Source organism: Prevotella sp. P5-126, from assembly GCF_002251185.1.
GTDB lineage: Bacteria > Bacteroidota > Bacteroidia > Bacteroidales > Bacteroidaceae > Prevotella.
This window is the reverse complement of record NZ_NPIZ01000101.1, coordinates 1-12,362: the sequence shown is the minus strand read 5'-3', so window position 1 is coordinate 12,362 and position 12,362 is coordinate 1. Positions and strand designations below refer to the sequence as shown.

Here is a 12,362-nt window from a genome sequence, read left to right as displayed (position 1 = left end):
GTAAGTTACAGATTGTAATTTTCTGCAAAGATAGTCATTTCTAACCCATAGAGTCATTTTTTGCTCGTATTTTGTCGCATATCAACCACTTACAACGATTGTTAATCGTTTTTAGTGGACACTAGTGATTATAATTTTACATGGTGGCGTTTGTTTTATGGCTTAAACATTTACAAAACCAGTGTGGTGTTATTAGGTCTATGAACAGAACATAGCTGTTGGCACAAATAAAAGAAATAGATGCAATAACACTTGCAGTTGACACAAATACCTGGAAAACGAGCAGTTGTGTAAACTACTATATTATTTTCAAGTATTATCCAACGTTTGATAAAAGTATTATCCAACGTTTGATAAAAGTATTATCCAATGTTTGATAAAAGTATTATCCAATGTTTGATAAAAGTATTATCCAACGTTTGATAAAAGTATTATCCAACGTTGACAAAAGTGTTTTCCAACGTTGATAAAAGTATTTTCTAACGTTTGGCAAGGGTGTTTTCCAACGTTTGGCCAAATGTTGTGTAATGTTGTACAAACACAATGAACAATATGGCCTGTCATAGAAGGTACTATCCCTATTGTTATCAAGTAATAATGAATGGTGTTGAAGGGGAGACTGTATAGGCAGACATGGATATTGATTGGTGGTCGATTGGTGGTCGATCACTCATTTGAATATCTTTTGACCACCGTTGTAAGATGCTATATGATAGGTTGTTATGCGTAATTGGTGGTCGGTGGTCGAAAAGTTGACGAATCGCGTGCGCGTATGTGCGCGTGCGTACATTAGTATATAGAGATTGGTTTTCATGTTGAGTATGAATGAGCCATCCTCGTACTGCTACAATAAAAATGTGAAAATAGACTTTGTAAAACCGGAAATAATCCTTATATTTACAGCGTGAAACAATAAGTATGCTAACCATTACAAATTTGATATCTATAAAGATGATGAATAGAATGAAGTTTACGATGCTTTTTGCCATGTTGTTTTGTCCCATCATGCTGATGGCGTAGAAGGTGAAAACCGTAGCAGGTGAATATACATACGCAGCACCACAAAATGTCACGTTGCGCGAAGCCAAGGACTATGCCTTGCAAAGAGCTAAAATCAAAGCATTGGCAGACGAATTTGGAACTACCGTATCGATGACCAATTCGTCGTTTGCCAAAGAAACCAGTAGTGAATCTATCGATAAGTTTGTACAGGTGGCAGAATACGAGGTGAATGGCGAATGGATAGAGACCGTCGGTAAACCGGATATAACCGTAATACCACAAGATGATGGTTTTCTCATCACAGCAAAAGTAAAGGGAAAGGCGCGCGAAATAAAAAGAGCCAAGGTGGAATTTATGGCAAAAGTGTTGTGTAATGGCACCGACGATAAGTTTGAAACCGACCGCTTCAATACCAACGATCAACTCTATCTCTCTTTCCAGTCGCCCACTGATGGTTATTGTCTGGTTTATCTCATCGATGAGAGTCAGAAAGCCTATTGCCTCTTGCCTTATCGCCAACAGACGACAGGCAATTTCCCAATAAAGGCAAACCGTCGTTATGTGCTTTTCTCGCCTAAGGATGCCGACCGCAGTATCGCGTCGTTAGTAGATGAATACACACTCAACAGTCAAGAAAGCAAAGAGTATAATCAGCTCTACATCATTTTCTCACCCAATCCTCTGACCAAGACCATTGACCGTTCAACCACAGAACTCATGCCCAGAGAGACCACAGTAGAAAACTTTAGGAAATGGCTTGCCCGTTGCCGACGCAACGACCTTGATATGGCTGTGGAAGTGAAGAATATCGTTATTAAAGGGCATGAAAAATGAAGAAAATCAATACCAATTGGGCTTATTGGTGGTTATATATATCATTTGTTTTAACCAAATCATTAGAACAAGCATCTTGTAATTTTATAAAGACCGATTTGGGTTAAATTGCTCCATGATTGCAAAAATTTCTCCAAAAGGAGTGAGTTTCTCAGATTTTATTTGTATTTTTGTCATGTCTGATGAGGTTTTGTTTGATTATTACAGCAACACTAAATTAAGTGAATCCTCTGACATGGCAAAATCCTGGGACGCTCGGCCCTGCCGCTTAGCTAGTCTAAGAACTCATTGGCTGGCAGCCTAAGGCTGCGTAGCCATATACTCAAATTTTAACGAACTATTGTATAAGACTTATGAAAAATAATATATCTATTAGTCAACATAGCAAGATAGAAAGCATTAGGAATCAATGGCTTGTGCTCGACAAGATAGCAGAAAACAAAACATCTGCATACATCAACTATACCTACTATCAGACATACGAATGGAATTACTTCATTGCTCACCATTCTACAGATGGTTTAGGAATACTTACTACCATTATGCGCTACGATTTAATAACAGTAGATGGTAAACCTTTCGCCATTATTCCTTTTGCTGTTACACGCTCATCAAAAAAGGCACGAATACCATCATGCCGAGTAGGAGGTGTGCTGAATATGGTTTGCCCATATACATACGAAGGCAACGAGGAGATAATGAAGGCTATTGCCGACCATATAGTAGCCTCATGTAAGGGAATGACGCTAAGCCTTGCTGATGTGCCGTGTCAAACTCCTTTTGCTAAAATAATGAAGCTAATCGACAATAATACTATCGAGCGTACAAGCTTTCATGTACCATTAACACAATTTGCTTCTCACGAAGAATATGTGTCGTCGCTACCTAAAAATATATATAAGAATATTCGCAAGTCGTATAATCATCTTACCACAGATGGTAAGAAAATGGAGCTAAAAGTGTTTAACCACGACAATATGGCTTCCGACAGCTATTTGCGCTATCTTTGGCATTTCTATTTCAAACGTAAGATGGCTTGGCGACACAAGAGCTATAATGCTTTCAGCAATATCACCACCTACTTAAAGGCTGTCTACGAGGTGAAAAACGGTTGCGCTACAGCAAGCTTGAAAAAGCTAAAAGATGCTCAACTTTATGTTTTGGAAATAGACAAAAAGCCTGCAGCATTTATGATTGTATATCGTCATAACAAAAATCTACTTATGCCACGTCTTGCTATCGACACCTCTTTTAGTCGCTATTCGCCAGGTATATTGCTTATTTTGGAGGCTACAAAGCTTTGGATGAACGAAGGTATAGTAGACTTCGACATGTGTCGTGGCGACGAAAGATATAAAAAGGAAATGGGTGGCATAAACGAACCACTTTGCCGCATAGAAAAGCGGATATAAAGAAAAAGAAGGAGTTTTTGCTTGTTTTCTTTTTGCAACACTAAGATAAGTGAATTCTTCGACATGGCAAAATCCTGGGCCGCTCGGCTCTGCCGCATAGCTAGTCTAAGAACTTTTTGTTGTTCAGGTACTTAAAAAGTTTAATTTATAATAGTGTTGCGGAATTAAGGTTTACCTAAATATGACTTATAAAAATCAATTGATAAAGAGCATAAAACAAGGTTTTTTGTTTTATGCATTTTTACAATATTGATAGCCATTCAGTTTGGCTTTTATATTGTGGATAGTTCCATTCTCGACTATATGGATTTGGAGGGATGGGTTTTCTTTGCTGCATCTTGCGTGAGTCATGCTTCGCAGTTTGCATTGGTGCCTTATCTCTTAAGTCTATTGTTCCTGTTGTGTCGATACAGAAAGACGGCTCTGGTGGTGCAGATAATTGGAGTGGTGTTGCTCAGTGTGCTCAATTACCTCAACTCGCAGGTTTTTTCCATCTATCATTTCCATATCAATGGTTTTGTGTTGAGTATGGTTTTTGGCAAGGGTGCAGGCGAGATATTCAATTTTGATATCTTGCTCTATCTTAAGGAAGTAGGACTCTTTGCTGTTGTCGCAGCTGTCGTAGTGGGAGTGTGGTATCTGTCTCATTGTTTTTGGTTATGGAGAAGAAAAGCCTATGCTTGGCTGATGGTAGGCATCTTTGTAGGCAGTATGCTTTATGCGCATCTTTGGCATGTATATGCAGCCTTCTATCAGCATCAGTCGGTTATGAAGAGTGCCACCTTATTACCTTATTATTTTCCTACTACTTCTAATGGTTTACTGCTCAAGTGGGGATTCAAACAACCAAGAGGAATGGGGAATACCCAGGGCAGACATAGTACAGACTTGCAATATCCCATACACCCATTAGAAGCGGAAAAGCCCGATTCTTTACCCAATATTGTAGTTATTCTTATTGATTCATGGAATCGCAGGGCGCTGACTCCTGAGTGCATGCCTCATACCTATCAGTTTGCTAAACAGAATCAATGGTATACTAATCATACGAGTGGAAGCAATGGTACGAGGAGTGGTGTGTTTAGCCTTTTCTTCGGTTTGTCTTGCTATTATTGGGAAAGTTTTGAACCTGCTCATGTGCAACCACTCTTGATACAGAGGTTGCAGGCTTTAGGTTATGATATTCATACTTATCCCAGTGCTACATGGGCAGACCCTCCTTTCGGCAGGGTTATCTTTGGTGGTGTACCTGGTATACGAACAGAGACTGAGGGTAAGACAGCCTTGGACCGAGATACTCGTATTACCAATCTCTTTATTTCCGATGTGGAAGGTAGAAAGGACAAGAAAAAGCCTTTCTTCTCGTTCCTCTTCTTTGACCTTCCTCATAGTTTTGAGTTACCTGCCGATAAGAATACGCGTTTTCAGCCAGCATGGGCCTTTGCCGACTACACGAAACTGAACAACAATATGGATCCCACTCCTTTTTGGAATCTTTATCGCAATACTTGCTACCAAGATGATTTACTCTTAGGCAGAGTGTTTGAGACTTTGAAGAAGCAAGGATTGTTGGAGAATACTTTGGTTATGATCACTGGCGATCATAGTCAGGAGTTTAATGAGAATCATCGCAATTACTGGGGACACAATAGTAATTTCTCTATTCATCAGATAGGAGTTCCAATGATATGGCATGTGCCAGGACAACAGCCACATCAGTATGCACATCGTACGACTCATTATGATGTGGTCCCTACGTTGATGAAGGAATATTTAGGCGTGAAGAATCCTGAAGACGACTATTCTATGGGCAGGCTTATGACTGATAGTTCACCCCGTCTGTGGCAGATAGTAGGTAGCAATCTGAATTATGCTTTCATTATCGACAAAGATAGTATTTTGGAAAAGACTCCACAGGGGTCGCTTGATGTATACGATAGCAAGATGAATCCTGTGAAGAACTATACTTTGCCTGTCAAGCAATTTGATAAGGCTGTGAAGCAACTGAATCGTTTCTTTAAGTAGCTTCTATATCTGTAGTCGTATGCCATTCGTCAACAGAATAAATAAAAAACAAGGGCAATGAGCATTAGTACTCGTTGTCCTTGTTTGTATAAATGAGTGAGAAATGTATTATTCGCCTTTCCACAGTCCGTGTAGGTTGCAATATTCGCGTGCTGTCACCTCTGTGGCATTAGTCATGAAGATAGCTTCAGGTTTCTCGCCTGGTTTCAATTCATGACGAAGCACATCGGTAGGAGTGAGGAGTTCAATCCATTCGATATAGTGCTCGGGAATCATGGGGTGTTCCACGCTTCCTACCTTGACACGAAAACCTCCCTCTATGGGCTCGATAACAGGTACATGTTTCTCGTAGGCTCCGTCGGTAGCGTTTTCTTCCATCAGTTGCATGGGTTGTCCACAGCAACTCAGAACAGCTCCAGAGTGCAATACTTCTACTACGTTGCTGCAGATGGGGCAGCGATATACTTGTTTTATTTTTGTCATGATAGTTCCTCCTAATATTAAAAGTTAAATGAATATAGAGTCTGAGAACGTAGATTAGCCTACTGGACTAAACTCGTCCTTGCCAACTCCGCAAAGAGGGCAAACCCAATCATCGGGAATGTCTTCGAATGCTGTTCCTGGTGCAATACCGCCTTCGGGATCACCTACTTCTGGGTCGTAAATCCATCCACATACATCACATACATACTTTTTCATGTTTCTTGGTTTTTAAAAAGTTATTTCTTAGGGTTGATTACTCTCACTATCTGTCGCTTGCCGAATTGATGATCTATAAGGATGATGTTCTACGGCTTAACGAGTGATAGATTTGGCAAATATGGAAAATATATGGATAGCTTCCAAGTTTTTTTCTGTAAATGATGTTAAATGCGCATTTATTTAAGTGCATCTATTCTCGCCATGGCATAGTGAAAACAAGCTTAACTCAGCATATTTGGCTTAACGAAAACGCTCTTTTAAGTCGAAGAAATTCATGCAGAAGGCTGTCAGTATCATGTACACGGTGTTCTCTTTCCAGTCGCCCACTGATGGTTATTGTCTGGTTTATCTCATCGATGAGAGTCAGAAAGCCTATTGCCTCTTGCCTTATCGCCAACAGACGACAGGCAATTTTCCAGTAAAGGCAAACCGTCGTTATGTGCTTTTCTCACCTAAGGATGCTGACCGCAGTATCGCTTCGTTAGTAGATGAATACATACTCAACAGTCAAGAAAACAAAGAGTATAATCAGATCTACATCATTTTCTCACCCAATCCTCTGACCAAGACCATCGACCGTTCAACAACAGAACTCATGCCCAGGGAGACCACAGTAGAAAACTTCAGGAAATGGCTTGCCCGTTGCCGACGCAACGACCTTGATATGGCAGTGGAAGTGAAGAATATCGTTATTAAAGGGCAGCCTTGACGAATTTGCAGATATTTCATACAGTATTTGGAAGCAGCCAGTTTTGTCTCATTCTGATGTCTCAGACTCGCTCAAATCTTACGACTTTGTTTCCACACACTTCCGACTCTCTGCAATCCATGCGGATGGAGTCATGCCTTTTACTTTCTTAAACAACCGATTGAAATAGGGGATGTCGCTGAAGCCACATGCCCATGCCAATTCGTTGATGCGCTGTGTTGTGTCAGATTGTAACAGTTCGCAAAACTTGTTTAACCGATAACTGTTGAGATAAGCAATGAATGTTTGACCAGTGGCCTGCTTCACACATCGGCAGAATGACGCTGTGCTGAGATTCAGATGCTGGGCAATATCATTGAGCCTGATTTCCTCTTTATAATGAAGCGATATAAAGTCCAATAGTTTGCGCATCTGTTCAATACTCTGATTCATTTCAAACGTGGTGTCTTCCGGTTTACCAATGGGTAATAAATCGGCAGGGTGATGACTTATATAGGTAAGGACAGACCACAGATGACACAGCCTCATGGCATCATCAGCATGCTCCATCGCCAATAGTTGCTGACAGACTACAGCTTTGCTGCTGCCCGTAATCAGATATGCTTGGCGCAGACTAAGCAGAAAGTTGACTACAGGTTTCAGTTCGGGAAATATGATGCAGGCATGCAACAACATGTTGGCAGACAACTGACACACATGCGACTCCTTGCGACCTGTATCGCCACACGACTCAGGATCGTATATCCAACAATGGGGCATGCTGCCTGGCATGAATACCATTTCACCTTGTGAGAAAAACTCATGGCAGGTGCCAACAATGCGCATACCATAGCCACGCACTATCCAGTTGATTTCCAATTCAGGATGGAAGTGGATGGCAATCTCTTCGCTTATCGGCACCTCATGATGCAGATAGCGAAACGACTTTCCCTCTGTGTCGTAGTCGAGCACCTCATACGCAGGTTGTTTCTCGTCGTTAACCATATCCTTTGACTTTGAATATTTCCTCATAATCGATCAGGTATAATGCTTGTCGGTGCAAAATTAGACAATTATTTGATAATATCTACCAATTATACCTTACTTTCTTACCCTATCTTTGCACGAAAATTGAAAACACAAATGAAGAAAGCTCTCTTTGCCTTATCTCTTGGCACTTTTGCATTAGGTATTACTGAATATGTCATGATGGCTATCTTGTCGGAAGTAGCATCAAGTTTGTCGATTAGTATTCCGCAGGCAGGACACCTGATTTCTGCATACGCTTTAGGTGTGGCAGTTGGTGCACCGCTACTCATTGTGGGCTATAGATTCAAGCCCAAGAGTGTCTTGCTGTTTTTGGCATTGGTGATGTTTGCGGGTGCCGTACTCTCTGTGCTTGCTCCAAACTACTGGTTGTTTCTGGTGGCAAGATTCATTTCAGGACTGCCCCATGGTGCTTATTTCGGAGTAGCGTCTATCGTGGCTGTGCATCTTGCACCCGAAGATAAGAAGGGTAAGGCAGTATCAACCATGATAGCAGGAATGACGGTGGCAAACCTGATGGGTGTTCCGGTGTCGTCTTGGCTTTGTTCCACATGGTCTTGGAGATTCCCTTTCCTCATTACCAGTATATGTGCCTTGCTCGTCCTTTGCAGTATCTGGCGCTGGGTGCCCAATATGGATCGCTTGCCAGTGACAGGTTTCAAAGGGCAGTTTCGCTTTCTTAGCTCCAGTGCTCCTTGGTTGATACTTACGGCAACATTGCTTGGCAATGGTGGCGTGTTCTGTTGGTACAGTTATATTTCTCCGTTGCTCTCGCAAGAGAGTGGATTTGCATTGACTCAAGTTCCGATGCTGATGATAGCCGCTGGTGCAGGAATGGTGCTCGGCAACATACTGAGTGGAGTGCTTTCCGACCGCTATTCAGCCTATCGTGTTGCACCAGCCACACAGCTTCTTGCCGTTGTCGGACTGATATTGATTTTCTTCCTTGCCGATTATGGATGGCTCTCGGTAGTGCTTATGGTGGTAGTGGCTGGCTGTTTGTTTGCCGTAAGCGGTCCTGAGCAATTCCTCATTCTGCGTCATGCACCAGGTGGTGAGATGCTGGGAGGTGCCTGCGTACAGATGGCGTTCAATCTTGGTAATGCGCTTGGTGCATTTGTTGGCGGATTGCCCATCTCGTTTGGTTGCACACCGCGTTATACGGCACTTGCCGGTATTCCTTTCTGTTTGTTGGGTTTTGTCTGTCTGATGTTGCTTTACAGAAAATCTACCAAGACTGCACTTTCCCATTCTTGACGGGAAATGCATTAAAAAGTATAGAGGCTATGGGTTGTCCAGCACTTCGATAGCGAGGTCAGCCCAAACATTTTTATGCTTTTCGAATATGGCAGGAAACTCCGAGATGGGTACGGGATTGGTACTTCCTAATTCTACGGTAACGCTGGGACATTGGTAGATAATCTCTACGTCGTCAGCCCATGTGCCGCCAGCAGGAGCACTATCTGGACCATAGAGTGGATAATTGGTGTGGCAATGGATGAGTTTGGCATAGTCGTGGGCTAACTTGTTGACGTATTTTTTTGCATTCTGACATCCGTAATAGATGATGTTGCCGGATGTGTGATAGTTGAGAAAAAGGTCATAGTCATAGCGCTGCGACACACGGAGCATCAGTTGGCTCTCTGGCTCGGAGTAGGGCAACAAGCCCGAATAGAAATTGAAACTGCGATGGGTCTTACGGCTTGAAGTAAACGGATTGTTGAAGCCATTGCCGAAATTGCGGTTTATATCCACCCCGTTGGCATTGGCTTTGATTTTTGTATGCGAGGTGCCGTTGTCTTCAGTCTGCCTTACCCATTGTTTCACTTCATCGGTCAGTTGACCGTTGCTGCCGTTTTGTGCAATCTCCACTCCGTCGGGATTGACCATCGGGATGATGACAAAACACACCTGTTGCAGCAGATTGCTGATGCGTTGGCCTTTATATTCACAAATGTCTTGATAGCACATCTGAGCATAATGTTCGAGGAGTGCCATGGTGAGTTGTGTTGCCATATATTCGCGAGCGTGCATGGTGGCTTGTACCATGATGTGGTGACGAGCCGAACGGTTGCCGAGTGTCACCACAGGCAACCGATGTCCCAGTAGGGTTGTGGCGCTGTCAAGTTCGTAACTCACAAAGTCGGGATAGCGTTTGGCGATGGAATCGAGGTCTGTGATCATTTCGCCGAAGGTGTAGTGTTGGTGGTCGGTCTCTACAAACTGAAGGGATTGACAGTGGACAGCAGTTGCCAAGAGCGTTTGCAGTATCCATATTGTCAGCGTAATCGGGATTCGTTTTTTCATGACTTATACTATTTGTAGGTTGTATTGTTGAGTTGCTGATAGAACTCCCATGCCACATCGGCATAGTTGTATTTGTTGCGGAAGTGAGGAAACTGTTTGAGTCTCTGCAAGCGATTGACATCGGCAGCGCTGCGATGCAGTCCTGCATTATAGAGTGTTGCCCAATGACGCAACAGCTCTTGCGTGGAAGTAAAGTGGATGTTGGCAGTCTTTTGCTTGCAAATATCCACGAAGGCAGCCAGATAGCGAGTCTGCCATTTCAGTTGCATCATGCGGTCCATGCGTATTTTTCTACATTCGCGTGCGTTGCGCTTGTGGATGAAGAGTTTGGCATATTTTCTTTTCAAGTTTTTATCGGCAGCCAGTTGTTGTTCGAGTTGTTCTACAAACGAGGGTTTCATCTGAAACAGGCCGATGCTGAACTCAGCCTTGCTGTGGAGAATATACATCAGACAAAGGGTGCGATATTCCATCTGTCCACCCAGTTTGGTGTACATTGCCACTTCGGGCATGACGATGGCTTGTGCCATGCGGCTCTCTTCTTCAGTGAGATAATGGCAGAGTTCAGTCCTTATCTCCGAATGTTGGTTGAAAAGGTCGATAGCACATTGAGCCTCTCTGTGGTAGTCAGAGAAGAATGTGGTGATGGCAAAGAGAATGGTAAGCCACATTGTCAGTTGAGATCAAAAGTATAGAGCACAATCTCGTTGCCTTCGATAGTGGTCCATGCAAAGGCATTGGTATCTTCGTCGTAGAAAGCATCTATAGGGCAGTGCTTTCCGTATTTCTTTCCGTCAATCAATACGTAATCATACTTCCAATTGGCGATAAAAAGATGGCGTTTGCTCTTGTCTTGAAGGGTGAAGTTGTAGGTTGTAACTAATTCGTGGTTCTTGTAATCCCATCCAAGGCGTTCGTAAGGCCACAGCATGTAATCAATAGAACCTGAATAATCTGCATCTTTTTTATAAGGTAGTACCTGATGTTTGTCGAAATCGTAGTATTCTTTTCCTACGATGAGTTGTTTGATAGCTGTTGGAGTGATAAAGAACTGGAATGTTTTGATTCCGGGAGTCATCTCGCAGGTCTGCTCATAGAAACAAGTACCATCGTCAAACAGACAGACTCTTGGATCGTATTTACTACAGTTTCCATCCATAGGAATCGGGATGATAAATCTTCTGTCATCCAAGGTGACAAAGCGTTTGGAATGATCAATGTGGATCTCGTGTTGTTTGTTCGGACTTTGATATTCGTATCTCGTTTCTTTTGCGTCGAGAATACTACCGTCTTCGTAGTGAAAATAGTCTTCGCCCATGAGCGTGAAGCTAAATTCATGGGGGAGGGCATAGTCGATGTTTGTCTGTTTGGTATAATCATTGTATTTGTCGGTCTCGTAGTAGTAGCCGATGCCTTCGTATGGTCCATAATTCACTCCATATAAAGATAGGTAGTGTTGCTGTTTGTCAGTACCTTTGATATTGTTGTAATATTCAAAGACGCATTTGTTGAAATCGTCAGGATTGATGTTATAAGCGTAGATTTCGCTTGCTGTTACTTTTCGTTCCCCGTTGTGGATAAAGATCTTTTTGTCATTTAGCGTATCGTTAAGAATACAAGTAAACTTATGACCATTAATGCGCATATTGCTGGCATATTCGGCATAATAAAGTATTTCGCCCTTTTTGAGCGTCAATAACACTTTGCGCTGAGGTTGCGCATAAACAAATGTTGCGGCAATCAGCAACAGTGGGAGTAGGATGTATTTCTTGATCATGGGTTAACGGAGTTTCATGTTCAACAATGATTGTTCGTTGGCTGCCGATATGGTGAGGGTAGGGGTCTGCGTCTTATATTTCACGGTACTGGTTTGATAGACATTAGACTCTACATAGTCTTTCAGTTCGCCCAATGTCACATTGCCCTTGGTGTCGTGGAGTTTTTTCAGTAACCTTAATTCCGCAACACTATAATTTAACTTTATTTATAAGTTCCTGAGCAACAAAAAGTTGCCCAGGATTTTGCCATGTCAGAATTTTCACTTATCTTAGTGTTGCAAAAAGAAAACAAGCAAAACTCTAATATGACATGGCAAAAATACAAATTAAATCTGAGAAACTCACACCTTTTGGAGGAATTTTTTCAATCATGGAGAAATTTGACTCCATGCTTTCACCCGTTATCGACTCAACACTGGGTCAGAGATGCAGCAGTATCTTCGGATATCAGTTCAGCGAGATAGTCCGTTCGCTGATGAGCGTTTATTTCTGTGGCGGCTCATGCGTGGAAGATGTAACGTCACAACTGATGCGCCATCTCTCGTATCATCCTACCCTTCGTACATG

Annotated in this window: 12 protein-coding genes and 1 pseudogene; 6 read left to right on the top strand and 7 right to left on the bottom strand. The window is 42.3% G+C overall.

The features are described 5' to 3' along the window. The first annotated feature begins 1,023 nt into the window (after positions 1-1,023). The 3 genes from CIK90_RS11745 to CIK90_RS11735 all read left to right on the top strand — a co-directional run bounded on the left by CIK90_RS11745 (position 1,024) and on the right by CIK90_RS11735 (position 5,273). Positions 1,024-1,836 (top strand): DUF4384 domain-containing protein, encoded by an 813-nt coding sequence (locus CIK90_RS11745; RefSeq protein WP_094465566.1) that lies wholly within the window; start codon positions 1,024-1,026, stop codon positions 1,834-1,836. Between the two features lie 353 nt (positions 1,837-2,189). Next, entirely contained in the window at positions 2,190-3,248 is a 1,059-nt protein-coding gene (locus tag CIK90_RS11740; protein WP_094465564.1) for a GNAT family N-acetyltransferase, read from the top strand. A gap of 279 nt (positions 3,249-3,527) precedes the next feature. Continuing rightward, a complete protein-coding gene (locus CIK90_RS11735) occupies positions 3,528-5,273 on the top strand; it encodes a sulfatase-like hydrolase/transferase (protein ID WP_254046351.1) in 1,746 nt (581 codons plus the stop codon). Positions 5,274-5,381: 108 nt separating this feature from the next. Here the strand turns inward: CIK90_RS11735 and CIK90_RS11730 are convergent, their stop codons facing one another. Next, complete coding sequence (locus tag CIK90_RS11730; RefSeq protein WP_094435764.1) at positions 5,382-5,756, bottom strand: desulfoferrodoxin; 375 nt, start codon at positions 5,754-5,756, stop codon at positions 5,382-5,384. Positions 5,757-5,810: 54 nt separating this feature from the next. Beyond that, the gene (rd, locus tag CIK90_RS11725; protein ID WP_094390698.1) at positions 5,811-5,972 is read right to left on the bottom strand and encodes a rubredoxin; all 162 of its coding nucleotides are present in this window, start codon (positions 5,970-5,972) and stop codon (positions 5,811-5,813) included. A 277-nt stretch (positions 5,973-6,249) separates the two neighbouring features. On the opposite strand from rd, the gene CIK90_RS11720 reads away from it, so the two are divergent. Beyond that, positions 6,250-6,684 (top strand): DUF4384 domain-containing protein, encoded by a 435-nt coding sequence (locus CIK90_RS11720; RefSeq protein ID WP_094465562.1) that lies wholly within the window; start codon positions 6,250-6,252, stop codon positions 6,682-6,684. Between the two features lie 78 nt (positions 6,685-6,762). Here the strand turns inward: CIK90_RS11720 and CIK90_RS11715 are convergent, their stop codons facing one another. After that, positions 6,763-7,695, bottom strand: coding sequence for an AraC family transcriptional regulator (locus tag CIK90_RS11715; protein ID WP_094465560.1), 933 nt, complete (start codon positions 7,693-7,695; stop codon positions 6,763-6,765). Positions 7,696-7,806: 111 nt separating this feature from the next. Here CIK90_RS11715 and CIK90_RS11710 point away from each other — a divergent pair, with 111 nt between their 5' ends. Beyond that, positions 7,807-8,967 carry an MFS transporter gene (locus CIK90_RS11710; RefSeq protein ID WP_094465558.1) on the top strand — a complete coding sequence of 387 codons (1,161 nt, stop codon included), beginning with the start codon at positions 7,807-7,809 and terminating at the stop codon, positions 8,965-8,967. A gap of 27 nt (positions 8,968-8,994) precedes the next feature. On the opposite strand, the gene CIK90_RS11705 is transcribed toward CIK90_RS11710, so the two are convergent. Genes CIK90_RS11705 through CIK90_RS14270 form a run of 4 tightly spaced genes read right to left on the bottom strand, consistent with a single transcriptional unit; the run spans position 8,995 to position 11,935 of the window. Then, positions 8,995-10,017, bottom strand: coding sequence for a M14 family metallocarboxypeptidase (locus tag CIK90_RS11705; protein ID WP_094390694.1), 1,023 nt, complete (start codon positions 10,015-10,017; stop codon positions 8,995-8,997). A gap of 8 nt (positions 10,018-10,025) precedes the next feature. Then, positions 10,026-10,688 (bottom strand): hypothetical protein, encoded by a 663-nt coding sequence (locus CIK90_RS11700; RefSeq protein WP_094390693.1) that lies wholly within the window; start codon positions 10,686-10,688, stop codon positions 10,026-10,028. 2 nt (positions 10,689-10,690) lie between these two features. After that, positions 10,691-11,794, bottom strand: a complete 1,104-nt coding sequence (locus CIK90_RS11695; RefSeq protein ID WP_094465556.1) for a hypothetical protein — start codon at positions 11,792-11,794, stop codon at positions 10,691-10,693. A gap of 3 nt (positions 11,795-11,797) precedes the next feature. After that, positions 11,798-11,935, bottom strand: coding sequence for a hypothetical protein (locus CIK90_RS14270; RefSeq protein ID WP_158216065.1), 138 nt, complete (start codon positions 11,933-11,935; stop codon positions 11,798-11,800). Between the two features lie 170 nt (positions 11,936-12,105). On the opposite strand from CIK90_RS14270, the pseudogene CIK90_RS11690 reads away from it, so the two are divergent. Continuing rightward, positions 12,106-12,362: pseudogene (locus CIK90_RS11690) on the top strand (IS1380 family transposase); the annotation flags it as partial.

Excerpts from the sequence above, each read along its gene's own strand:
- CIK90_RS11720 (WP_094465562.1), top strand. The coding sequence starts at position 6,250 with ATGCAGAAGGCTGTCAGTATCATGTACACGGTGTTCTCTTTCCAGTCG.
- CIK90_RS11710 (WP_094465558.1), top strand. The coding sequence starts at position 7,807 with ATGAAGAAAGCTCTCTTTGCCTTATCTCTTGGCACTTTTGCATTAGGT.
- CIK90_RS11715 (WP_094465560.1), bottom strand. The coding sequence starts at position 7,695 with ATGAGGAAATATTCAAAGTCAAAGGATATGGTTAACGACGAGAAACAA.
- CIK90_RS11695 (WP_094465556.1), bottom strand. The coding sequence starts at position 11,794 with ATGATCAAGAAATACATCCTACTCCCACTGTTGCTGATTGCCGCAACA.
- CIK90_RS11730 (WP_094435764.1), bottom strand. The coding sequence starts at position 5,756 with ATGACAAAAATAAAACAAGTATATCGCTGCCCCATCTGCAGCAACGTA.
- CIK90_RS11740 (WP_094465564.1), top strand. The coding sequence starts at position 2,190 with ATGAAAAATAATATATCTATTAGTCAACATAGCAAGATAGAAAGCATT.
- CIK90_RS11705 (WP_094390694.1), bottom strand. The coding sequence starts at position 10,017 with ATGAAAAAACGAATCCCGATTACGCTGACAATATGGATACTGCAAACG.
- CIK90_RS11700 (WP_094390693.1), bottom strand. The coding sequence starts at position 10,688 with ATGTGGCTTACCATTCTCTTTGCCATCACCACATTCTTCTCTGACTAC.
- rd (WP_094390698.1), bottom strand. The coding sequence starts at position 5,972 with ATGAAAAAGTATGTATGTGATGTATGTGGATGGATTTACGACCCAGAA.